Genomic DNA, 21,563 nt, shown 5'->3' with positions numbered 1-21,563 from the left:
ATTCCGGAAACGATCCGAACCTACTGAAAGCGCAGGACAATCATGACAGCAAAGATCTTCATCGATGGCGAGGCTGGAACGACGGGTCTGCAGATCCGTGAGCGTCTGGCCGAACGCCGCGATCTGAAGCTGCTGTCGATCCCGGCGGAGAGCCGCAAGGACACCGCCGTACGCGCCGCCCTCCTCAACGAGGCCGATGTCGCAATCCTCTGCCTGCCCGATGACGCCGCGAAGGAGAGCGTCAGCCTGATCGAGAACGATCGCACCAAGGTCATCGACGCCTCGACCGCCCATCGCGTTGCCGAAGGCTGGGCCTACGGCTTCCCGGAGATGAGCAAGGAACAAGCCGGCGTCATCGCGTCGGCCAAGCGCGTCGCCAATCCCGGCTGCTGGCCTCAGGGGCCGATCGCCATGCTGCGCCCGCTCGTCGAGGCTGGCCTGGTGCCGGCCGATTTCCCGGTCACGGTCAGCGGAATATCGGGCTATAGCGGCGGCGGCCGGACTATGATCGAGGATTACCAGGGCAAGGGCGAGGATGCGCCGGAATACATGCCCTATGGACTGACCTTCAAGCACAAGCACCTGCCCGAACTGCAGCGCTATGCCAAGCTCTCCCGCGTGCCGCTCTTCCAGCCGGTCGTCGGCAATTTCGCCCAGGGCATGGTCGTCAGCGTGCCGCTGCAGCTCTCGCATCTGCCGAAGGTGCCGAAGGGCGCAGAACTCCACGCTGCGATTGCCGACTACTATGCCGGCACGAAGGGCTTCGTCGAGGTCGCTCCCCTGGACACCACGGAGCGCACCGCGGAACTCGATCCGGAAATCTACAACAATACGAACCGCATGCGTCTGCACGTCTTCTTCAATGACGCAACGGCCCAAGCGGCTCTCGTCGCCGTCTACGACAATCTCGGCAAGGGTGCCTCGGGCGCGGCCGTCCAGAACCTGGACCTGATGCTCGTCTCCTAGGGCGCTTCAAACTTCGATCACGTTCGGCAGCAGAAATAAGGAAGGCCCGGCATCATGGGCAATGCCGGGCCCTGGCGCACTATGCGAAGACCGAGATGGATCTCCGGCGGCGTACGCCAATTCGATAGGTCGCCTCGTTAGAGGCGTGACGTCAGCCTTCAGCGCATTCGTGGACGAGCTTTCGGCGCATCAGGTCGAGAATGGACGGCGTGCCCGGAGGAACGGTCTCGGTCATGCGCAGCTGGCCGCCGACGCTCGCCAGGCTGATTGCCCGCGCGTCCGGGGCGCCGCCCCTGATGATGGGTCCCCAGAACGCTTTCAACCACACCGAGTTCAGGCTGGTCGGAAACGCGATCGAGCCAAGGTTGGAGGCGACGACGTCGTAGGAAACGCCCTTCCCCGGAACCGAAGGGCCACGGTGGGCGCCGCCCGGGAAATCGGCATTCATCGCACGTGTGGCCGCCAGGATACCATGCGGACTGCGCGACTGGGCGAGACCATCCGTCACCTGGCGGGCAAGCTGCCAGAATTCGGGCGTCGCACCGGGCATGAGATGAGCCGAGCTTACGCTGATCATCAGTGCGCAATCGCGCCTGTCGAGCCCGAACACCGTCCTGTGGCTGATGGGCGTCATGATCAGCAGGCCCTCTTTGGCCTCGATCTCGCCGGCAGCAAGAGCCATAGCCGCGCAGACGGCGCCGTGGAGGGTCGTTCCGTTCGCCCTGCAGGCACGACGCGCGACTGTCGCCAGCGCCTCGCCTATGGTGAGCGCCGTCACGACCCCGGGCAGACCCCGCGGCGGGGCCGTCTGCTCATCGCTGGCCGGCGCCGAAACGTCACTGGCATCCAGTGGTGGAGTCTCGTCCTCGTCGGCCTCGCCGGGCAGCGACAGGAGCTTCTCCGCTACCTCGTCGACCGAGGCAACCAGCGGCAGCGGCGACAGTGCCCGGCCGTCCAGCGCCTCCAGCAGGTCCTGCACGATATATGCTCCCGACAGGCCGTCGGACCCGACATGGTGCAAGGTGATGATGACGGTTGCCTGTGCCGCCGCGTGCAGGACGGTCACCCGCATCAGCGGCGCCTCGCTGTCCGAAAACGGTGTCGGCAGCTCCTGCTCGACGATGCGCCGCCAGTTGGGTTCCTGGGCTTGCGGAATGAAGGTTATCGGTATCTGTCGATCGGACCGCCGGAAGCGCAGCTCGCGGCCGGGCACATCCTCGACGAAAGCCGACAGCAGGGGATGCCGCCGCTGGACCATGTCGATCGCCGTCCGGTAATCTTCCGGGGACTTTGCTCCGACGATCTCGGCCACGACGCAGAAATGTCGCGGCACGCGGCTCGAGATATGGTGAAGCAGCCGCTCATGGGCGCCGAGCGCCCTCAGGTAACGGCCGTCCTGCTCTCTGGATTTCGCCTGCTCGTGCGTTGCATAGGAAAGATCGTTCGACACTTTTTTTCTCCTACCGGCTCTTTCAGGCAGGAGGTTCGATGCCTTGCGTTACGCTGTCGTTACGAGGAGAAGGCTTGCATGTTACGACCGTAGCCTGCCGGCGGCGCAAGCTCGACAAATCGGGCAAATGGCTTCCCGCCACGAATTTCATTGCAAGCTAATATTTAGTGTTCATAGTGTCTCGCCCAATAGAAGAAGGCTGGGAGGAGGCATGCATGTACGCGAACCTTGAGACGATCCACGAACAGCAGCGCAAGACTTGGGACCGGTTTTCCTCCGGCTGGAAGAAATGGGACGAACTGGTGCTCGACTGGATGGCACCGGTGAGCGAGGCCATGATCCGGCAGGCGCATCTGCGGGACGACGCCCGCGTTCTCGATGTTGCTGCCGGTACCGGCGAGCCCGGCCTTACTGCCGCAATTCAGGTCCCGCATGGCAGCGTCACGGCGACGGATCTTTCCGAACGGATGCTTGCAGTGGCGGAACAGAGCGCCAGGGAGCGCGGTCTCGATAACTACGATACCGAAGTCTGCGAGGCCGGCGACATTCCCTTCGAGGATGCGCGCTTCGACGCCATTCTCTGCCGTTTCGGCTTCATGTTCTTTCCCGACATCGACGCCGGCCTTCGCGAGTTCGTTCGGGTGGCAAAGCCCGGTGCACGGATTTGCGCGGCCGTCTGGTCGGAACCGGAGAAGAACCCCTGGGCGATGAAGATCATGAGCATCATCGCGCAGCACGTCGAGCTTCCGCCCTCGCCGCCGGGCTCACCCGGACTCTTTCGGTGCGCCCCCGCGGGCATGATGCGAACCGCCTTCGCTCAGGCCGGTCTGCGCGACATCGACGAGAGCGAGATAGTGCTCACGATGGTCCACAACGGCCCCGAACAGTACTGGGACTTCATGACCGACGTTGCGGCTCCCGTCGTTGCCGGGCTCGCCCAGGCCGACATGACCACGCAGAAGAGGATCAGGGACGAAGTGGTCGACTTCGCGCGCCAGTCGATGATTGGGGGCAAGGCGGAATTCGCCGGAGCCGCGAGGGTCATCGTCGGAACGCGCTAGCCGAGGTCGGCTGCGGATCGGCCCACCGGCCAGTGGGTGAAGTTCCAGATCCGGCCGCTCCGTGGCCGGCATCCTGGATCACTGCTCTTCCTTCTCCGCCGGGCAAGGCCAGTCGGAGGGCGCGGACAATCCGGGCGGCAGCTTCGTCGCCGAGTCGCCGCAGGCGAGTTCGATCTGCGCCTGCTCCAGGCCGGTCGCGGCCGAAAGATCGAGGCCCTCGATCCTTGTCAGGTAGAGAAAGGCGCGGTCCAGGGAGATCGGTCCCTCAAGGATTGCACCGCTCAGGTCGGCGCGCGACATGTTGGCAAGCGAAAAGCTCGCGCCGGTCAGCGTCGCCTTCTCGAAATCGGCACGCCCGAGCTCGGCCTTCTCGAAATTGGCCTTGACGAGGCGCGCACCGGCAAAACTCGCCCGCTGCAACTCTGCACCGACGAAGGAGGCGCCCTCCGCCACGATATTCTCGAAACTTGAACGATAGGCCTCGATCCGCGCGAAATTGGCCCCTTCGGCGCTTGCGCCAGCCAGCCAGGCGCGCACCAGCGTTGCCTTTTCGAAATTGGCCCATTTCAGGTTGGAATTGCTGAGGTCGGTGGCATCGAAATCGGTGCCCATCAATTTCGCGCCTTCCAGGTTGCTTCCCTGGAGTATGAGATTGCGCTTCTTGCAATCGCTCCAGTCCAGCCCTGCAGTCGGCATGCTGCCGCAATCCGCCGCTTCGGCTGCGCGGTGAACCGACCCCGCGGCGAATGCAGAAACGGCCAGGAGACCGGCAAGCACCACTCCCTTCGGCAATCCGCGCATCGGTGCCGTTCGGCGTTCGTTAAGGCAGTCGCGCTGGGCGCGCTTCGATGTCATTCCGGCCAATCCTCCCATTGGTTGGACGAGGTCCTTTTGCAATCGTCCCCGAACCGACTCGCGGTGGAGACATATCGTCCTGCTGTTTTCGCACAGCTTCCAGTCCAAGAAAAGGCGAAGGAACGGCAGCGCGTGTTTGCCGGCTCTCGTTCACAAGCGCGTGATTTCCCCGCCAACTACCGCTTTCGCATAAATGACGGCGGACGCCATCTTGTGCAATGATCCCCGGCGAACGCCATTGGGTTTGGGGGTTTCATGAGATGCGTTGCGTTTCTGGCCGCAGCATGCCTCACCCTGGTGGTCTTCGCCGGGGGCGGTCGCGCTGACCAGAATTCCGCCGGCGGCACGCCCTCCCCGGCCGTTGCCTCACCAGGCGTCGAAGCAACGCCGACAGCTCTCGGTTTTCCGGTGCCGAACCCGGAGCCGCCGCTGCCGGAGGGCGCCGACCCGTTCAACCCACCCGTTTTCCCTGTCGATGACGCCGCACCCGCGATTGCCGAGATATCGAGGACTGCCGACCGCGACGAGATCGTCTCCATGACCGGCGTCGACCTCGGCGGGGCAACATCCTTCGACATCTTCGCCCAGGCACCCTCGGCGGCAGCAGGATCCGTGGTGAGCACAAAGGCACTCGTTGCCGACGAGGCGGCGGCGACGGTCCTCATGCCCGCGTCCCTCCCCGCCTGGTCCATGTATCTCGTCTGGCCCCGGCGCGGCGACGCACATGGCCGCCCCTTCGCCATCAACCGCACCGAAGCCTGGTGGATCGGGCCGGACAAGGCCGTGGCGGGTGAGACGATTGCTGTCTATGGCCGCAACCTCTCGCGCTCGAACGGAACCTCGTCCTCCTCGATTTACATCAAGCCCGCGGGGGGCACCGGGCAATTTGTAACGCCGGTCGCCGTCAATCCGTTCAAGGTCGATTTCCGTATCCCCGACCTCGCACCTGGCACCTACGAAGTATGGGTGCATAACGGTCATGGCGGGCGTTTCGGCTGGAGCGGCCCGCTGCAACTCGGCGTGCTCGACCGCTCGCCATGGGCGGACCAGGACAAGCGCGTCGTCGAAGCCAAGAGCTTCGGGGCCGTGGGCGATGGCACCGCCGACGACACGCAGGCGATCAGGCTCGCGCTCGCCGCCGCCGGAAAGGCCGCCCCGGCGACCGTGCACTTCCCCGCGGGAACCTACCGCGTAACGGCGGAGCTGTCGGCACCGAACGACGTGCGCTGGCTTGGCGACGGCATGGACCTGAGTACGATCCGCCTGGACAAGCCAGTTTCCGGAAACATGATCGACGCCGCCGACCGCAATGGGCAGTTCGAGAGGCTGACGCTCGACGCCAATGGGCAGACGGGCACGCGTGCCCTTCTCCAGCTCTCGGATATTTCAGGCCTGCGCATCGAATCCGCACGCCTGCGAGCCTGGGGCGCTCCCGCCACTGAGGCATCCCGCGCGTCGGACATCTATGTCAACGCCTCCGAGCTGATCGAAAACGGCTCGTTCTATGGGGCAAGCCGGCAGGTCTTCATGACCGGCAACCGCTTTCGCATGACCGGCAACGGGGAATCCGTCGCCGCGCTCTGGGGCGGGCGAGACTTCGCCATGGTCGGCAACGACCTCGCAAATGCCGACGAGAGCCGCGACGACGGCCATGGCGTCGGCCGGTTCTTCGTTGCCCAGGCGCATTTCGGCAGCATGAAGAATCTCTACTGGGGCAACAACGTCTCCCACGACGCCGCGCCCAACGACTGCGACAAGGTCGACTGCAACAAGGGTGAGCAGATCTGCTTCGAGATCGTCGGCGGCGACGTCAGAGACGATTTCGTCGGCGCCACGCAGGACAGCATCACGTTCCGCAGCCTCGTTGCCCCCTCGCCGCAGGATAGGCCTGGCGGCCACGACGTCGTGGTCATCGGCGGTCGTGGCGCCGGCCAATACCGCCATATCCTCTCCGTCAGCAACGGGAAGGCGACACTCGACCGTCCGTGGAATGTGGTACCCGACGCTTCAAGCCGTTTCGCCGTTGCCAGCATCGCGTCGCAGGCGGTGGTCTACGACAACAGCTTCGAGGGACGTGCGACCTACAGCGAGCACGATTCGAACTCGACGGGCGTCCTCCTGTGGGGCAGCGTCTATGACGTCGTCGTCGACAGCAACAGGATCTCCCGGATGCGGCACGGCATGATGACAGTCGCGCCCCTCGCTCCCGGCGGCTTCTACCCCTATTTCCTGCAATATTCGCGAAACACGGTCACCGACAGCAACAGTGGCCTCTATATCGGCGTCGCCTTCAGCGACGCCGTGGCGAGCGGCACATGGGGCGGGCTCGGCAACATCTACCGGAAGAACAGCTTCGAGAACCTCGCGCACATCGGCGTGGAGTACGAGGGCTGGGACTATGCCGGTGCGGATTTCAACGGGACCGTCTTCGAAGGCAACAGCTTCACCGACCTGCCCTACGGCTTCATAGACGGCTACAAGCTGCTGTGGACCTATGACGGACGCTTCAAGATCCCACCGCCGTACAGTTCGAAGAAGATCAACACTGTGCTTTACCGGAACACATTCGAGCGTGGGTCTGCGCCGTTGGCCGGCAGCATCGGCTTCAGGACCCGCCAGCCCGCAAACAGCTGGCTCGACGTCGACACATCCTGGAGCGGGTTCGCCACGGGCAACGACGGTCCGCAGGCCGACCAGAGCGTGGACGGCTCGCCGGTTCAGGCGCGGTAGATCGACCAGTCCTTGCGCCCGCCGCCCGCGTCCTTCGCGGCGAAGAAGGCAACCTTCTCGTCCGCCGCATCGATCGCAGTCTCCAGCGCCTTTTCCGCATTGCGGATCAGGTCCGAGGCATTGTTAGCGTCGAAGGTCGTGCAGCAGCCGAAGCGGGGCATCACCACAGGCGTTCCCGGCCGTGGGGCGCCGAAGGCAGTCCTGCAGCCGTTGCGGATCTGGTCGGCGATGCGGCGGATCTCCGCCTCCGCGCTCGTCAGGACAATGATGCCGACCTGCGGCCGGTCGAGCCATGCTGCCGAATCCGTTGCCTGGATCACGTGCGAAGCTATCGAGCCGATGCGCTGCAATATGCTCTCTTTTAACTGGAGGAATTCCCTCTTCTCGAAGGGCTCCAATCCCACAAGGTTGCAAAAGAGGAGCGACGCTTCGGGATAGCGTTCGCCCATATAGAGTTCGGCGATCTTCTTGTTGAAAGCGCGCCGGTTACCGAGCCCCGTCGCCGCATGGGTGAACTTCATCTTCTCGAATTCGTCCACGTCGCTCGCAATGGCGGCAACGGCGGATATCTGCGTCGAGACGGTCTCCAGCATCTGGCTGCTCTTCGAGCGCTGCATCTCCGTTGCCTGCTGTATGGCCTGGAGCTGCGACTGGATCTTCTTGGGGTCGCTCGGATCGATCGAAGAAATGTGCCCGCTCGCCTGCCCCAGCATGTTGGTATAGCTCGTCAGCGAGTTCTGTCCGGATTGCAGCGACTCCTTCAGGGTCGTCAATTCGTTCTGGATCAGGTTTGTCGAGCGGTCGAAGACCGAGCCGCCGAAATGGTGCGGCAGATAGGTCCGCGCCAGGGCATCGAGATCCTCTTCCGTGATGTTCTTGCCGAGGCGGGCAAACTTCTCGCGCAGTTCCGGATTGTTACCGCTGATGATCTCGTACATGAGTTCGTAGTTGACTGGCGATGCGTCGATCTGCAACCGCGTCAGCGTGGCGAACACGTTATAGTAGAGCTCCCTGCGGCTCTGCTGGGCGTTTTGATTCGGGGTCGGATTCACGGATACCATGGTGCCCTTGATAGGAGCGTCGCCGGCATTGCCAGGAACGGTGTTGGATTGAGATGCGCACGAAACATCGGAGGGGAATCGTCGAAAGCTGATTCGCGCAGTGCGACCGAAACACGCGCCACTTGCGTGCGATCCTCCTAAATTCCCCACGCCTAACGTACGGGAAATCTCATTAAAAACCCGTGAACATGCCTGCGAGGCAGGCTCTGGTCCCCGGATTGCAGCGAAACGGGGAGGCTGTTGCCGTAATGCACTTGCACGCGCCGCTGGCTGCTGCGTAGGATGCGGGCGTTGCACTTCGCGTCGAAGTGGAAGACGGCCTGCCCCGCCGACCGTTGCAGTAGTCGGCGAAGGTCCATCGTTTTGGGCGGCCGAACTGATCGCAAACGCAGTGGGGGACTGCCATGCATATCTTTTCGATCCGGATCATACTGCCCGTCCTGGTGCTCGCAGCGAGCGCGCCGACCCATGCAGCCGACCTGATGCCGGCACTTGCCCCGCAACCTCAGGCTGCCGAGCAGGAGCCCGGCTGGGAATTCAACGTCGCGCCTTACTTCTGGATGGCTGGTCTGAACGGGGACGTGGGCGCGTTCGGTTTGCCCACTGTCCATGTGGACGAGAAGTTCAAGGACATCCTGTCGGATCTCGACTTTGGCTTCATGGCAGCAGGCGAAGCCCGCTACGACCGGTTCAGCCTCCTGGCCGACGTCATCTATGTCAAGGTGTCGACCAGTGACGCCACGCCCCGCGGCATCATCGCCTCGGAAGTCGATGTGGAGTCCAAGACCTTCACCGCGTTTCTCGGCGCAGGATACGCGGTGCTCGAGGATCCGAAAGGTCATCTCGACGTCGTCGGCGGCGCCAGGATCTGGTCCGGCGAGACGAAGATCTCCTTGACTGGCGGGATTCTCGACGGCGCGTCGAGAAGCGACAGTGCCACATGGGTAGATGCCGTGGGCGGCCTGAGAGGAACCTACTCGATAACGCCGGAAGTCTTTGTGACCGGTTGGGGATTGGTCGGCGCCGGTGGTGCGGATATCGACTGGGATGTGGCAGGAGCCATCGGCTACAATTTCAATGACCATATATCGGCCGTCGCCGGATATCGTGCCCTCGGCGTCAACTACAGCAGCGACGGTTTCGTCAACGATACCGTCATGAGCGGGCCGATACTCGGGGTGAATTTCCGCTTCTAGCGTCAGGCCAGTTAGGTTGCGCGAACGCTGCGCATCCTATTGCCAGGCACTCCACGTGCTCCAGCCGAAACCTTTTCAAGCCACGGGCCGAAAGGCCGAGTGAACGGCGTCGCGTCACCTCTGATTACCCTAACGTCAGTCCCTTACGTCAAGAGCGGTTTCATGGGCATACTCGCCGTGGAAAGCGCGCCAATTGGCCATGGCAAAGCCGAAGACGACCAGCGCGCCGGCCTGATGCAGCAGAGCCCAGTCAAGCGGCACCTGCAGGACGAGCGTGGTGATGCCAAGCCCGGCCTGCACCAGGACGAGCAGAGCGAGAAGGATGGAGCGGCGCGCATGGGTCGTTCGCGGCGCGGCGCGTAGCGAAATCACCATATTGATCAGCACCACGGCCAAAAGCACATAGGCGCCCAGCCGGTGCACGAACTGCACCGTTTTCGGGTTCTCGAAGAGGTTGATCCAGAACGGCTGCTGCACGAAGAGGCCGGAGGGCACGACGGCGCCGTCCATCAGCGGCCAGGTATTGTAGGAAAAGCCCGCATCGAGGCCGGCCACGAGAGCACCAAGATAGATCTGGAAAAGGGCAAGCACGGCGATCGTCGCAGCCATCGTCCGCGAGCCCGCCGTCGGCGCCGGATCGTTGGAATGCGGCGTCAGGCCGCGCATGATCCACATGCAGGCGGCGAAGATCAGGCAGGCAATGACGAGATGGGTCGCGAGCCGATACTGGCTGACGTCGGTGCGCACGGCAAGGCCGGAGGAAACCATCCACCAGCCGACGAAACCCTGGAAGCCGCCGAGCGCCAATATACCGACGAGCGGCAGCCGCAAGCGGCGCTCGATCCTTCCCGTCAGCCAGAAAAAGAGGAGCGGCAGGGCGAAGATGACCCCGATACCGCGCGCAATCAGCCGGTGCGCCCATTCCCACCAGAATATCTGCTTGAACTCGTCGACGGTCATGTCCTTGTTGAGCTGCTGGTATTCCGGGATGCGCTGGTAGAGCAGGAACTCCTCCTCCCATTCCGCCGCATTCAGGGGCGGTATCACTCCATGGATCGGCTTCCATTCGGTGATCGAGAGTCCGGAATTGGTAAGCCGCGTCGCACCGCCGACAAGCACCAGACAGAAGAGCGCCACGAGCACGAAGCCGAGCCATATGCGGATTGCACGTCGGTTGCGGTCCTGGCGGGCGATTTCCCTGAGAACCGTGTTTTCCGTTGTGGCATTCGCGACTGTCATGACCGCTCCCTCGTTGCGGCTGTTGATTTGCCTTACCGGCTCATGCAAAACAAGTCCCGCCGCTTTGCGGCATGCCGTCGCGCCGGGCCGTCGGGGCCTCGCTCGACCTCAAGTTCGAAAGATATCCGATGCCTGTCCGCCTTCGCAAATTCATCGGCACGATCCTCCTCGTGGTCCTCGTGCTTCTCTATGCGGTGCTGGCAAATACTGTAGCGGTTGCGACACTGGGCGCTTCGCCGTGGTGGGTGCATCTCATCTACTTCTCCACGACGGGCCTGCTCTGGGTCCTGCCGGCCATGCTCATCATAAAGTGGATGGCCGGGCCGAAGCAGCGCTGAGGCAAGGACTTGCGCCGGTTAACCGGCAGATAACCGTAACTTTCGGAAAAGCTGATATCGAACCGCCCGGTAAACCAAACCTATGCCGGGCATGGACTACTCTCCTGCGCGAATTCCGAAGCGGAGAAGTGACCTTGCAGACGCAGACACTTGATGACCGGCCATTGCAGGGCGGGCAGGCGAAAGAGCCGCCGCCCCTGCACGTCGTCGAGAACAAGGCGACGGAGGAACTCCAGTTGAGCCGCCTCAGCGCCATGGAGCCGCTGGAGGCCGAGTGGCGCCGTCTGGAAGAGGACGACCGCAACTCCCTCCATCAAGGCTACGACTGGTGCGCGGCCTGGACGAAGAACCAGGGCAGCGAGCTTGCCATCCTGTGGGGACGTATCGGCGAACGCACTGCCTTCATCCTGCCGCTGGAGGTCCGCCGCACCGGAGCAGGTCGCGTCGCCCGGTTCATCGCGACGGAGCACAGCAACATCAATACCGGCCTGTTCGACCGCGACTTTCTGGATGCCGCCGATCATTCGGTGCTGGCCGCCCTGCCCGGCAGGATCGCCGCTGCCCTCGATGGCGTGGCGGATATTCTGCTGCTGCAGAAGGTGCCGCTTGAATGGAGACGCAGGCAAAACCCGCTCTGCGCCCTGCCCCACTTCCCGAACCAGAATCGGGCCTACCAGCTGCCGCTTCTCGAGGGCTTCGAGGAAACGCTGAAACAGATCAATGCCAAGTCACGGCGCAAGAAGTTCCGCGTTCAGGAGAGGCGCTTCGAGGCCGTCGGCGGATACGAGCATGTCGTCGCCTCGACGCCGCAGGAACAGCATGCGCTGCTGGAGATATTGTTCCGGCAGAAGGCGGTCCGCTTCAGGACGCTTGGGCTTCCCGACGTCTTCGACGAGGCCGATGTCCGCGCCTTCTTTCACCAGATGCTCGATTCAGCAACGCCAGGCCACGACGCCTATCCGCTTCGCCTGCATGCGCTCCGTGTCGGAACGCCTGAGGAAGGTCGCATCGCAGCCGTCGCTGCCCTCTCGCGCAAGGGCGACCATGTCATCTGCCAGTTCTCGGCTTTCGACGACACGGTCGTCCCGGACACCAGCCCCGGCGAGATGCTCTTCCACCTGATGATTTCGCATCTTCATGGGCAGGGCGTGGCGCTCTTCGATTTCGGCATCGGCTACCAGCCGTACAAGCGTTCGTGGTGTCCGGTGGAAACCGTCCACTACGATCTCGCAATGCCGCTGACCGCCCGTGGCCGGCTTGCTGCTCTTCTGCAAAGGGCGGGAACGCGCGCCAAGATATTCATCAAGGCTCATCCCGGTCTTTATGGATTTCTGCAGCGCATCCGGGCGGGTTCCCGAAATGCACCGGCAGCTTTGGGCGAAGATACCGAGACGTGACCTGAGGGAGCGCCGCACCGATCAGGCGGCGCGAAGGCCGCCCTGGGCGTTATCGTCCCGCACGCCGGACATCAGGATCAACCGGTCATATCCGGCCTCGCCGAATTCGGTCATTGCGGCAACGAAGAGTTCCTCGTCCATGACCGGCATCGACAGGACGACCTCGATATCCTTGTCGCGCGTCAGCCGCGAAACGCTCGCCACGTCGGCGGGTCCGCATTCGACCAGCACGAGGTCATAGGCCGACGAAAGCGCGTCGAGGATAAGCGAGAGACGGTCGATGCCGCGCATCGCACGGCGCACGTCGCTCGTCCCCTGCGGGACAACATGTGCGTCCGAAAGCCGGTCGCCATGGATCGTTTCGGCGAAGGCGGCCTCGCCGCAGAGCAGGTCGGTGATGCCCGCAGCCTCGCGGTCGTCCGCCATCAACCGCGTCGGGCAGGCCGAGGCGGTCATGTCGACGAGAATGACGCGGCGGCCCGCATCGGCACTCATCCGCGCCAGCATCACGACGGCGGTCGAACCATTGTCGCCGGTCGGTGACACGGAAATCACGATCCGGCCTTCTTCTTCCGCAAGGTAGTCCGCGACCGACTGGATCGAATAGTCCTCATCGGCCTCCTGCCCGTCCCCGTCTGCCGAAATTGCGCTACCCTCCTTGTGGAGATCGCTCTCCGCCGCCTCCATCATCGCAGGAGTGACGGCCGGATCGCCATCGCGCGGAGGCTCGCCCGCAGTGCTCGCCTGCCGGTTTGCCGGCATCTCAACCTCGTTCACGGGACGCAGGGCACGGCCGCTGAAGAGTTCGGCGAGCATGACGAACACCGAACTCAGGACAAGGGAGGCGACAGCCGCGACGATCACGATCGGCACGACCTTCGGGAAATAGGGATCGATCGGCAGGACGGCCTTGGAAACGACGCGTGCGTCCGCCGGGCTGGAATTGCGGTCGGAGCGCGATGCAGCCTCGCGATAGCGGGAGAGATAGGTTTCGAGCAGTTGGCGCTGGGCGGCAGCTTCGCGTTCGAGCGCGTTCAGCCCGACCTGATCCTCACCGGCGCGCGCGCTGTTGGCCTTCAGCGTATTGGACTGCTGCACGAGCTGCTGCTCGCGCAGATCGGCGGTCCTCGCCTCGTTTTCGAGGCTGGCGAGGATCTTCTGCGTCTCGCGCTTGATCTGAGCGCGTATATCCGCAAGTTGGGCCCGCAGGCTCTTCATCCGTGGATGCCCGTCGAGCATCGACGTGGAAAGGTCGGATATCTGCGATTCCAGACCCGACTCGGTGGTCTTCAGCCGCTGGATCGATTCTGCGCCGACGACCTCGGGCAGCATGTCGGTCGGCCGACCCGACTTCAACGCCTCGCGCACCGCCTTCGCCTTCGCCTCGGCATTGGCCTTCTCGCCGCGGACGCGGGCAAGCTCGGCCGAAATATCGCCGAGCTGCCGCACCGGAAAAGTGGTCGTGTCGCCCGTCGGCAGGAGGCCGGAGGAGGCGCGATATTCGGCGACCTTCTTCTCCGCCTCGGTCACCTTCTCGCGGAGGTTCGCGATTTCGGGCTCCAGCCACCGCGTCGCCTCCGAATTGGAGTCGAGCTTTGCACCGCTCTGGATCGCGAGATAGGCATCAACGATAGCATTCGGCACCGCGGCAGCGAGCTTCGGATCCCTCGAGGTGAAGTTGATGCCGATCACGCGAGACGTATTGACCTGATAGACCTGCAGCCGCTCGACGAAGGCGTCGATGACGCGTTCCTCCGGCGCGTTGTCCAGCGGGCTCTTCTTCAAGCCAAGCGCAACCAGGATATCGGAAAGGGCGGACGCGTTGTTGGCCTGATCGAATTCCGGGAGATCATAAAGCTTGAGCTTGCCGATCACCTGCTTGATGAGGTCGGCCGACTGAAGGATCTGTACCTGGCTCGCGATGTTGAGCTCGTCGAGCAGCGGCCCCGTTCCCGGTTCGCTGGCCGCTGCGGTGGCGGCGAAGGCAGGTGCGCGCGGCTCGATGAGAATGCGCGTCTCGCTGCGATATTGCGGAGTGAGCACCTTTGCGGCGACGAAGGCAAGCCCGACGCAGACCGCCGTTGCCGCGAAAATCCGCAGGCGACGACGCCATATCGCCCGGACGAGCTGCCCGAGATCGATGTCCACATCCTGTTGATTGCCGCTGACGCCGGGCATGCCCCACTCCAAAAGATGACGTAAGGGGAGTTGTAAAGGACTATGGTAACCCAAGCGTTAATGGCATCCGGGCCGATTGGCCCCCGCCATTCTCCCAAGGTGAGGCAAATTCCTCGCGCTCTTTACCGGCCATTAACCCTAACGGAACGATAACACGGCAAGAGATTTCCATTCGTCCAGCGAGCGCCCGCAAATGCCCAGCCCAACGCCAAAATCCGTCCTGGCCCTGAGCCTTGCCGTCATTGCGGCTGCGGTTGCGGGTTGCACGACATATCAGCCGGCGCCGAAATCCTTCAACCAGGCCACCATCCAGCCCTACTCCCTCGACAGCGGTGATCGCCTGCGCGTAACCGTCTTCGAGCAGCCGAGCCTTACCAATACCTATACCGTGGACCAGGCGGGCTACATCGCCTTCCCGCTCGTCGGTCAGGTCGCTGCCCGCGGACGCACGCTGCAACAGCTCTCCGGCGACCTCGCCGGCAAGCTCAAGCAGGGATATCTGCGAGACCCGGACGTGACGATCGATGTCGACCGCTACCGCTCGGTCTTCGTCATGGGCGAAGTGGGCCAGCCGGGGCAATATTCCTACGTGCCGGGCATGACGGTGCAAAACGCGATCGCCGTTGCCGGCGGTTATTCCAGCCGCGCGAACCAGCGGACGGTCGATGTGACGCGCAAGATAAACGGCCAGGTTCTGACGGGACGGGTTAGAATCTCCGATCCGATCATTGCCGGAGACACCATCTACGTACGCGAACGGCTTTTCTGACGATCGATGGCGCCAGACAGACCGCTCCGCATTCTCCACTGCTTCAGGTCGCCCGTCGGCGGGATATTCCGCCATGTGCGCGACCTTGCTGAATCGCACAGCCGGGCCGGCCACGCGGTCGGGATCCTCTGCGACAGCACGACCGGCGGCGAACACGAGGACCGGCTTTTCGACGAGATCCGCCCCTATCTCTCGCTCGGCCTCGTGAGGCTGCCGATCCGACGCTCCGTCGGCCCGGCGGACATGGGCGCGCTCTGGGAAGCTTACAAGACAATCAAAAGTTTGCGGCCGGACGTGCTGCACGGGCACGGCGCCAAAGGCGGCGCGCTCGCACGCGTCATCGGCTCAGCTCTGCGGGTGAATAGGTATAGCGTAGCCCGCCTCTACACTGCGCATGGCGGAAGCCTGCACTATTCGCGCTCGTCGCCAAGCGGTCAGCTTGTGCTGCGCGTCGAGCGATTTCTGGAGCATCTGACGGACGCGCTCGTCTTCATCTGCGATTACGAGCGCGAGACCTACGAGCGCAAGGTCGGCAAACCCCGGACGCGAACCAGGCTGATCTACAACGGAATAGACGAGAAGGAATTCAGTCCGGTGCCGACGAGGTCGGACGCCGTCCACTTCGTCTATATCGGCATGCTGCGGGACCTGAAGGGTCCCGATCTTTTTGTGGACGCCTTCGCCAAGGCCGAACGCAAGCTCGGCCGGCCGCTGTCAGCCCTGATGATCGGAGACGGCCCCGACCGGGACAAGTATTACAGCATGATGGTCGAGCGCGGCCTCGGCAAACGTATCGGGATGCTGCCGCCCATGCAGGTTCGCGAAGCCTTCGCCATGTCCGAGAACGTCGTGGTGCCCTCCCGTGCGGAAGCCATGCCCTATATCGTGCTGGAGGCGCTGGCGGCAGAAAAGACCGTGATCGCCTCACGCGTCGGCGGCATACCCGAGGCGCTCGGCAGGGAGAGCGCCGCTCTTGCCGAGCCCGGGGATGCGGATGATCTGGCGCGGGTGATGGCCGAAGCGATCGGCAGAGCGGGCTGGCGCGATGAGGCCATGCCGAAGCCGGAGGCAATCCGATCGCGCTTTTCTGCTTCCGTCATGGCCCGGGATGTCCTGAAACTGTACTACGAGCTAATCGATTCACGTTCCGTACGCTGAGAAGCTTCCGTAACGTAAAACGTTTCTTAGTGCCTTGCTGATAAAGGGTTTTCGATAGTATCCGGATCGAAGCCCCATGAACAAGATCGACAAATCCGAACTGTTCGACATCGAGGCGCTGCGCAAGCAGGCGTCCGAAATCAGCCGACGCCAATCGAACGATCCCGGCGCGGAGGGCTCCGGCAACCCGGCCGACATGAATGACTTCGCCCGGCAGATCGCCGAGCAATTTCGCGATGGCACCCGCTCTCCAACGCTGGTCATAGGGCAGCTGCGGCTCTTCGAATTCTTCTCGCTTGTCGCGATAGGCCTCGCCGCATTCTATCTGCATTACGGCCCCTCCGCAGGCTCGCTCCTGGTTCGCGGACCGGTCGCGCTCGGCGGCGCCGCGCTTGCCGTGCTCTTCCTGCAGATCGCCGATACCTACCTGATCCCCTCCCTCAGGATGCCGCTGCGCACCTTGCACCGCATCGAGGCCGCGTGGGCCGCCTCCTTCGTGGTCGTGGCGATCGCGGTCCTGATATTTTTCGATAGCGAAAGTTCGCGGCTGCCCATGCTTGCATCATGGTTCATGGCCAGCGGGTTCTTCCTGACCGTCGAACGCATCCTCGTCGGTTACGGGATGCGCCATTGGGCGCGCAACGGTACGATGGAACGCCGCGCCGTGATCGTCGGCGGTGGAAAGCCCGCGAGGGATCTCATCCGCGCCCTCGAACAGCAGCCGGAAAACGACATCCGCATCTGCGGCATCTTCGATGATCGCGGCGAAGGACGCTCGCCGGCAGTCGTCGCCGGCTATCCCAAGCTCGGGACTGCTGCCGAGCTTGTGGAATTCGCGCGGCTAGCTCGCATCGACATGCTGATTATCTCGCTGCCGCTCAGCGCCGAGGACCGCATCCTCCAGCTTCTCAAGAAGCTGTGGGTGCTGCCGGTCGACATCCGCATCGCCGCACATGCAAACAGGCTGCGGTTCCGTCCGCGCGCCTACTCGCATGTCGGCGCGGTGCCGATGCTGGACGTCTTCCACAAGCCGATCCGCGACTGGGATTCCGTCGCCAAGCGCGTGTTCGACATCGTCTTCAGCATCGTTGCGCTCTGCCTGCTGTGGCCGGTGATGATCGGCACCGCCATTGCCGTGAAAGCGACCTCGAAGGGGCCTGTCTTCTTCACCCAGAAACGTCACGGCTTCAACAACGAGGTCATCAACGTCATCAAGTTCCGCTCGATGTATGCCGACCGGGCAGATCCGACCGCCCGCGACGCCGTGACGAAGAACGATCCTCGCGTGACGCCGGTCGGCCGCTTCATCCGCAAGACGTCGATCGATGAACTGCCGCAGCTCCTCAACGTGCTGCGCGGCGAGCTTTCGCTTGTCGGCCCGCGGCCGCATGCGGTGCTCGCCCAGACGCGCAACCGTGCCTATAGCGACATTGTGGAGGGCTATTTCGCCCGTCATCGCGTGAAGCCCGGCGTCACCGGCTGGGCGCAGATCAACGGCTGGCGCGGCGAAATCGACAATGACGAGAAGATCAAGTTCAGGACAGCCTACGACCTCTATTACATCGAGAACTGGTCGCTGCTCTTCGATCTCAAGATCCTGCTGCTGACACCCTACCGGTTGCTCAACACGGAAAACGCCTATTGAGCGCCGTCGACCACGCCTTTCCGCGGGTTGCGCAGCCCCAAAGGGCAACGCTTCGGCTTGTCGGGTCCGCCTTCGTGGCCTTCGGCGTGTTCCTCTCGGGTTTCGTCATCGACGAACCGGCGCCCTATGAGCTGTGGATCGCCGCGCTCGTCGCCATATGGTTCCTTCTCGGGCTGAAAATCTCGCGCGCCGTGGCGCCGCTGCTTTGCCTCCTGCTCGCCTTCAACGTCGGCGGAATGCTCTCCCTGACAACGATGTCGGATCTGACGGACGGCCCCATATACGTGGCCGTTTCAGCCTTTCTCGCGCTGTCGGCCGTCTTCTATGCCGCCATCATCGAGGACAACCACGCGCGGCTACGACTGATCTTCCATGCCTGGACTGCAGCGGCGGCGATCACCGCCCTGCTCGGCATCCTCGGCTACTTCCATGCCTTTCCGGGTGCAGCGGCATTCACGCTCTACGACCGAGCCAAGGGCGCCTTCCAGGATCCGAACGTGTTCGGCCCCTTCCTGGTCGCCCCGTCGCTTTACCTTATCTACGGCATGCTGGCGGGTGACTTCCGGAAAACGCCTCTCAGGGCCGCGATCCTCCTCGTGCTTGCCCTTGGCGTCTTCCTCTCGTTCTCTCGCGCCGCATGGGCGCTCTTCCTGTTCTGCGCCATGGCGCTCGTCTTCGTCATGCTGCTCAAGGAGCGGAGCGGTGCCTTCCGGCTGCGCATCCTCATCCTGGCACTGGCGGCGATCCTGCTGATGACGGTCGCACTCCTGATCGCCCTGCAATTCCCACAGGTGCGTGCGCTCTTCCTTGCCCGCGCCGAACTGGTGCAGGACTATGACGGCGGTCATCTCGGCCGTTTCGAGCGGCACAGGCTCGGCCTGCTGATGTCGATGGAACGGCCGCTCGGCATGGGACCGCTCGTCTTCGGCAAGATCTTTTCGGAGGACGAGCACAATATCTGGCTGAAGACGCTGACGAGCTATGGCTGGCTCGGCTTTTCCACCTATATCGCGATGCTGATCTGGACGCTCTGCATCGGCTTCCGGAACCTGCTCCGCGACCGGCCCTGGCAGCCTTACCTGATGATCGCGTGGATCACCGTCATCGGCCATGCGGCCATCGGCAACGTCATCGATACCGACCACTGGCGGCACTTCTACCTGCTCGTTGGTATAGTCTGGGGCTGCGGCGCGCTGGAGGCCCGCCTTTGGCGCAGGCAGCGGCTTTCCGCGGTCGCCGCTACTTGAGAACTTCACAAAAGGCACTAGAATTCGAATCATGATTACCGCAGCGCAAATACGCGGCGCTCGCGCCATGATAGGGCTGAGCCTCGAGGAACTGTCGACGGCAAGCAACCTCCCAGTTTCGGCGGTCGCGGCGGTCGAGACGGAGGATGCTGCGCCCGCATCCAATATCGTTCATGCATTGAAGGCCGCGCTCGAAGCGCATGGCATCGTGTTCCTGGCAAGCGGCAATCTTGACGCCGGCGGGCCGGGAATCAGGCTCAAGCTGCGCGACGACGAAGACGACGGCATCAGACCGGAAAACCTCAACTCCACCAACGACGACTGAACCGTTGCGGGCAGCCCCGGAACCAATTGCGCCTCGCGGCGTTATTGGTTCGAGATCAATGTCTTAAGGGGAAGTCACTTGAACCGCAGCAACAGTCTTTATCTCGTCGTTGGCGCCCTGCTCGTCGTTGTCGTGGGTCTTGGCGCCTACGTCTATCATGAGGAAACCAAGCCGAAGGGCATCGAAATGAGCATCGGCGAGAACGGCGTCCAGATCGAGGAGAAGTAGCGGCGGCAACGGCCTACTTCGAAGCGAGACCCCAGGCGCGGACGAGCTCTTCCGGCGCCGGCAGCGTCGACGGGGTCATGAAGCGATCGATATCGTTTGCAGCGGGCCTTGCCGGCGGCGATACCGGCAAGCCGTGATCGAACCCGTCCAGCAGATAGAGCGCAACGGCTACCCTGCCCTCAGCATCCCGCCATTCCGTGCGGGTGCCGCCTTCCATGCGCTGCTCCTTGCCCTCCCGGAGGGACAACCCCTTCAACCGGGTCCATTGGGCCGCGGACGCACGCGCGTTTTCCACCGAGACGATATGATCGACGGTGCCATGCCAGATGGAGACGGCGGGATAACGATCAACCTCTTCAGGCCCGGCTTGCCTTGCAAGCGCCGCCCATTCATCCGGCTCGCGCGAAGCACCGTTCTTCATTACCGACAGCGCCGTCATCGCATCGCGGGCAGCACCGAAAGGCAAGCCGGCGACGATCGATCCGGCGGCGAAAAGCTCGGGATAGCAGGCAAGCAGCGCGGCCGTCATTGCCCCGCCGGCAGAAAGCCCCATGACATAGATGCGGCTCTGGTCGATGGCATGGCGCTCGCAGATATTGGCAATCATCTCGCGGATCGAGGCAAGTTCACCGCGGTCGCGCGTTACCTGGCTCGGCCGGAACCAGTTGAAGCAAAGGTTCGAATTGTTGGAAGACGTCTGCTGCGGGTAGAGAACCGCAAAGCCATAGCGGCGCGCCAGAGATGTCCAGCCGCTGCCACGATCGAAACCAGCCGCGTCCTGCAGGCATCCGTGGAGAACGACAACGAGCGGCATGCTGCCTGCGCGGCCGGGCGGCACATATTCCAGCATGCGCAGATCGCCCGGATTGCGGCCAAAGGACCTGACCTCGACCAGCTTCCGCGGCTCAGGGGAAGACTTGCGGGATGGCGACGAATGCCCGGCCGGCAGCAGATCGAAGCCCGCAAGCTGCGGCAGGCCGGAAGGCTGCGACAGGATGCGCGCGATCTGGCGAGGAAACTTCAAATGCATGGTGCAACGTCCTTTTTGATTTCGACGCACTCCCACGCATCGGTAAACCGCTACCTCCCCCGGGCCTCACAGACAATAGTGTGCAGTGCAGCAATATCAAGGCAAGCAGGGCTTTTTCCGCCCTGGGGAGACTCAAACATGCGTGAGACGCCCGCGCGTGCGGATAACGCATCCGAGAGCATCGCCGGCCGGCCGCATCCCTCGAAGCAATACAGCTTCGTTTTCAACATGGAGCGGCCATTTTCCGCTTGCGCTCCCGGGCTCGAAAGTCTAATGGACACAAGCCGTTTCGGCAGGTCGGGGCGTAGCGCAGCCCGGTAGCGCACTTGACTGGGGGTCAAGGGGTCGCTGGTTCGAGTCCAGTCGCCCCGACCATTTAAATCAAAGACTTAGCCGCAATCCCCCATAGTGGCTATACCAAAAATACCTACATGATAGCCGCTTCCCGCGCGGGCGGCATGACGTCAGATTCTCAGATCACTAACATTACGACCGGATCGCTGACGGGGGTGGGCCAATCAACGCTCGCCCGTTTCGAAGAGCGACGTCTGCGACAATCGCCTCTTTCTCATCACCAAGACCGCCCATCCGGAAAGCGACATCATAGACTGTGGCGAGACAGCGATCTTTCAGGAACGACAGGTAATGGATTTGGTGCGGGCTGCATGTTAGGTTGTCAAAATATACTCC

At 63.0% G+C, this 21,563-nt stretch carries 18 protein-coding genes and 1 tRNA gene; 13 read left to right on the top strand and 6 right to left on the bottom strand.

Annotation, left to right across the window (positions count from 1 at the left end; translation table 11 throughout):
- Window positions 1-42 precede the first annotated feature (42 nt).
- Window positions 43-966 (top strand): N-acetyl-gamma-glutamyl-phosphate reductase, encoded by a 924-nt coding sequence (gene argC / locus EV286_RS19025; protein WP_132958732.1) that lies wholly within the window; start codon window positions 43-45, stop codon window positions 964-966.
- Between the two features lie 151 nt (window positions 967-1,117).
- Here argC and EV286_RS19020 read toward each other — a convergent pair whose 3' ends face one another.
- Entirely contained in the window at window positions 1,118-2,416 is a 1,299-nt protein-coding gene (locus EV286_RS19020; RefSeq protein ID WP_165932886.1) for a condensation domain-containing protein, read from the bottom strand.
- 215 nt (window positions 2,417-2,631) lie between these two features.
- Between EV286_RS19020 and EV286_RS19015 the strand changes: the two genes are divergently transcribed.
- Complete coding sequence (locus EV286_RS19015; RefSeq protein ID WP_132958730.1) at window positions 2,632-3,477, top strand: methyltransferase domain-containing protein; 846 nt, start codon at window positions 2,632-2,634, stop codon at window positions 3,475-3,477.
- A 78-nt stretch (window positions 3,478-3,555) separates the two neighbouring features.
- Here EV286_RS19015 and EV286_RS19010 read toward each other — a convergent pair whose 3' ends face one another.
- Complete coding sequence (locus EV286_RS19010) at window positions 3,556-4,332, bottom strand: pentapeptide repeat-containing protein (RefSeq protein WP_245500758.1); 777 nt, start codon at window positions 4,330-4,332, stop codon at window positions 3,556-3,558.
- A 255-nt stretch (window positions 4,333-4,587) separates the two neighbouring features.
- Between EV286_RS19010 and EV286_RS19005 the strand changes: the two genes are divergently transcribed.
- Window positions 4,588-7,062 (top strand): glycosyl hydrolase family 28-related protein, encoded by a 2,475-nt coding sequence (locus EV286_RS19005; protein ID WP_132958729.1) that lies wholly within the window; start codon window positions 4,588-4,590, stop codon window positions 7,060-7,062.
- Here EV286_RS19005 and EV286_RS19000 read toward each other — a convergent pair.
- Window positions 7,050-8,123, bottom strand: coding sequence for a diguanylate cyclase (locus EV286_RS19000; protein WP_132958728.1), 1,074 nt, complete (start codon window positions 8,121-8,123; stop codon window positions 7,050-7,052). The two genes, EV286_RS19005 and EV286_RS19000, sit on opposite strands and share 13 nt — an antisense overlap.
- A gap of 404 nt (window positions 8,124-8,527) precedes the next feature.
- On the opposite strand from EV286_RS19000, the gene EV286_RS18995 reads away from it, so the two are divergent.
- On the top strand, window positions 8,528-9,319 hold the full coding sequence (locus EV286_RS18995) for a hypothetical protein (RefSeq protein WP_207909888.1): 792 nt from the start codon (window positions 8,528-8,530) through the stop codon (window positions 9,317-9,319).
- 135 nt (window positions 9,320-9,454) lie between these two features.
- Here EV286_RS18995 and EV286_RS18990 read toward each other — a convergent pair whose 3' ends face one another.
- On the bottom strand, window positions 9,455-10,558 hold the full coding sequence (locus EV286_RS18990; protein ID WP_132958727.1) for a COX15/CtaA family protein: 1,104 nt from the start codon (window positions 10,556-10,558) through the stop codon (window positions 9,455-9,457).
- A 128-nt stretch (window positions 10,559-10,686) separates the two neighbouring features.
- Here EV286_RS18990 and EV286_RS18985 point away from each other — a divergent pair, with 128 nt between their 5' ends.
- Entirely contained in the window at window positions 10,687-10,896 is a 210-nt protein-coding gene (locus tag EV286_RS18985) for a DUF2842 domain-containing protein (protein WP_132958726.1), read from the top strand.
- Window positions 10,897-11,030: 134 nt separating this feature from the next.
- Entirely contained in the window at window positions 11,031-12,293 is a 1,263-nt protein-coding gene (locus EV286_RS18980) for a GNAT family N-acetyltransferase (protein ID WP_132958725.1), read from the top strand.
- A gap of 21 nt (window positions 12,294-12,314) precedes the next feature.
- Here the strand turns inward: EV286_RS18980 and EV286_RS18975 are convergent, their stop codons facing one another.
- Window positions 12,315-14,471: a Wzz/FepE/Etk N-terminal domain-containing protein gene (locus EV286_RS18975; RefSeq protein WP_132958724.1), complete on the bottom strand. Its 2,157-nt coding sequence runs from the start codon at window positions 14,469-14,471 to the stop codon at window positions 12,315-12,317.
- A 193-nt stretch (window positions 14,472-14,664) separates the two neighbouring features.
- Here EV286_RS18975 and EV286_RS18970 point away from each other — a divergent pair, with 193 nt between their 5' ends.
- The 6 genes from EV286_RS18970 to EV286_RS32010 all read left to right on the top strand — a co-directional run bounded on the left by EV286_RS18970 (window position 14,665) and on the right by EV286_RS32010 (window position 19,843).
- On the top strand, window positions 14,665-15,240 hold the full coding sequence (locus EV286_RS18970) for a polysaccharide biosynthesis/export family protein (protein WP_132958723.1): 576 nt from the start codon (window positions 14,665-14,667) through the stop codon (window positions 15,238-15,240).
- 6 nt (window positions 15,241-15,246) lie between these two features.
- Window positions 15,247-16,398 (top strand): glycosyltransferase family 4 protein, encoded by a 1,152-nt coding sequence (locus tag EV286_RS18965; protein ID WP_132958722.1) that lies wholly within the window; start codon window positions 15,247-15,249, stop codon window positions 16,396-16,398.
- A gap of 76 nt (window positions 16,399-16,474) precedes the next feature.
- Complete coding sequence (locus EV286_RS18960) at window positions 16,475-18,043, top strand: undecaprenyl-phosphate glucose phosphotransferase (protein ID WP_132958721.1); 1,569 nt, start codon at window positions 16,475-16,477, stop codon at window positions 18,041-18,043.
- A complete protein-coding gene (locus tag EV286_RS18955; protein WP_132958720.1) occupies window positions 18,040-19,290 on the top strand; it encodes an O-antigen ligase family protein in 1,251 nt (416 codons plus the stop codon). The genes EV286_RS18960 and EV286_RS18955 overlap by 4 nt, the downstream gene beginning before the upstream one ends.
- 31 nt (window positions 19,291-19,321) lie before the next feature.
- Entirely contained in the window at window positions 19,322-19,615 is a 294-nt protein-coding gene (locus EV286_RS18950; protein ID WP_132958719.1) for a helix-turn-helix transcriptional regulator, read from the top strand.
- Between the two features lie 78 nt (window positions 19,616-19,693).
- Window positions 19,694-19,843: a hypothetical protein gene (locus EV286_RS32010; protein WP_165932885.1), complete on the top strand. Its 150-nt coding sequence runs from the start codon at window positions 19,694-19,696 to the stop codon at window positions 19,841-19,843.
- Window positions 19,844-19,856: 13 nt separating this feature from the next.
- On the opposite strand, the gene EV286_RS18945 is transcribed toward EV286_RS32010, so the two are convergent.
- Complete coding sequence (locus EV286_RS18945; protein ID WP_132958718.1) at window positions 19,857-20,873, bottom strand: PHB depolymerase family esterase; 1,017 nt, start codon at window positions 20,871-20,873, stop codon at window positions 19,857-19,859.
- Window positions 20,874-21,171: 298 nt separating this feature from the next.
- On the opposite strand from EV286_RS18945, the gene EV286_RS18940 reads away from it, so the two are divergent.
- Window positions 21,172-21,248 (top strand) — tRNA-Pro (locus EV286_RS18940).
- Window positions 21,249-21,563 lie beyond the last annotated feature (315 nt).

It is taken from the genome of Rhizobium sp. BK251 (assembly GCF_004345245.1).
Classification (GTDB): Bacteria; Pseudomonadota; Alphaproteobacteria; order Rhizobiales; family Rhizobiaceae; genus Rhizobium.
This window is presented reverse-complemented; position numbering and strand designations above follow the sequence as displayed.

Coding starts and splice junctions, on each gene's coding strand:
- argC (WP_132958732.1), top strand. CDS start 43: ATGACAGCAAAGATCTTCATCGATGGCGAGGCTGGAACGACGGGTCTG.
- EV286_RS19015 (WP_132958730.1), top strand. CDS start 2,632: ATGTACGCGAACCTTGAGACGATCCACGAACAGCAGCGCAAGACTTGG.
- EV286_RS19010 (WP_245500758.1), bottom strand. CDS start 4,332: ATGACATCGAAGCGCGCCCAGCGCGACTGCCTTAACGAACGCCGAACG.
- EV286_RS19005 (WP_132958729.1), top strand. CDS start 4,588: ATGAGATGCGTTGCGTTTCTGGCCGCAGCATGCCTCACCCTGGTGGTC.
- EV286_RS19000 (WP_132958728.1), bottom strand. CDS start 8,123: ATGGTATCCGTGAATCCGACCCCGAATCAAAACGCCCAGCAGAGCCGC.
- EV286_RS18995 (WP_207909888.1), top strand. CDS start 8,528: ATGCATATCTTTTCGATCCGGATCATACTGCCCGTCCTGGTGCTCGCA.
- EV286_RS18990 (WP_132958727.1), bottom strand. CDS start 10,558: ATGACAGTCGCGAATGCCACAACGGAAAACACGGTTCTCAGGGAAATC.
- EV286_RS18985 (WP_132958726.1), top strand. CDS start 10,687: ATGCCTGTCCGCCTTCGCAAATTCATCGGCACGATCCTCCTCGTGGTC.
- EV286_RS18975 (WP_132958724.1), bottom strand. CDS start 14,471: ATGCCCGGCGTCAGCGGCAATCAACAGGATGTGGACATCGATCTCGGG.
- EV286_RS18970 (WP_132958723.1), top strand. CDS start 14,665: ATGCCCAGCCCAACGCCAAAATCCGTCCTGGCCCTGAGCCTTGCCGTC.
- EV286_RS18965 (WP_132958722.1), top strand. CDS start 15,247: ATGGCGCCAGACAGACCGCTCCGCATTCTCCACTGCTTCAGGTCGCCC.
- EV286_RS18960 (WP_132958721.1), top strand. CDS start 16,475: ATGAACAAGATCGACAAATCCGAACTGTTCGACATCGAGGCGCTGCGC.
- EV286_RS18950 (WP_132958719.1), top strand. CDS start 19,322: ATGATTACCGCAGCGCAAATACGCGGCGCTCGCGCCATGATAGGGCTG.
- EV286_RS18945 (WP_132958718.1), bottom strand. CDS start 20,873: ATGCATTTGAAGTTTCCTCGCCAGATCGCGCGCATCCTGTCGCAGCCT.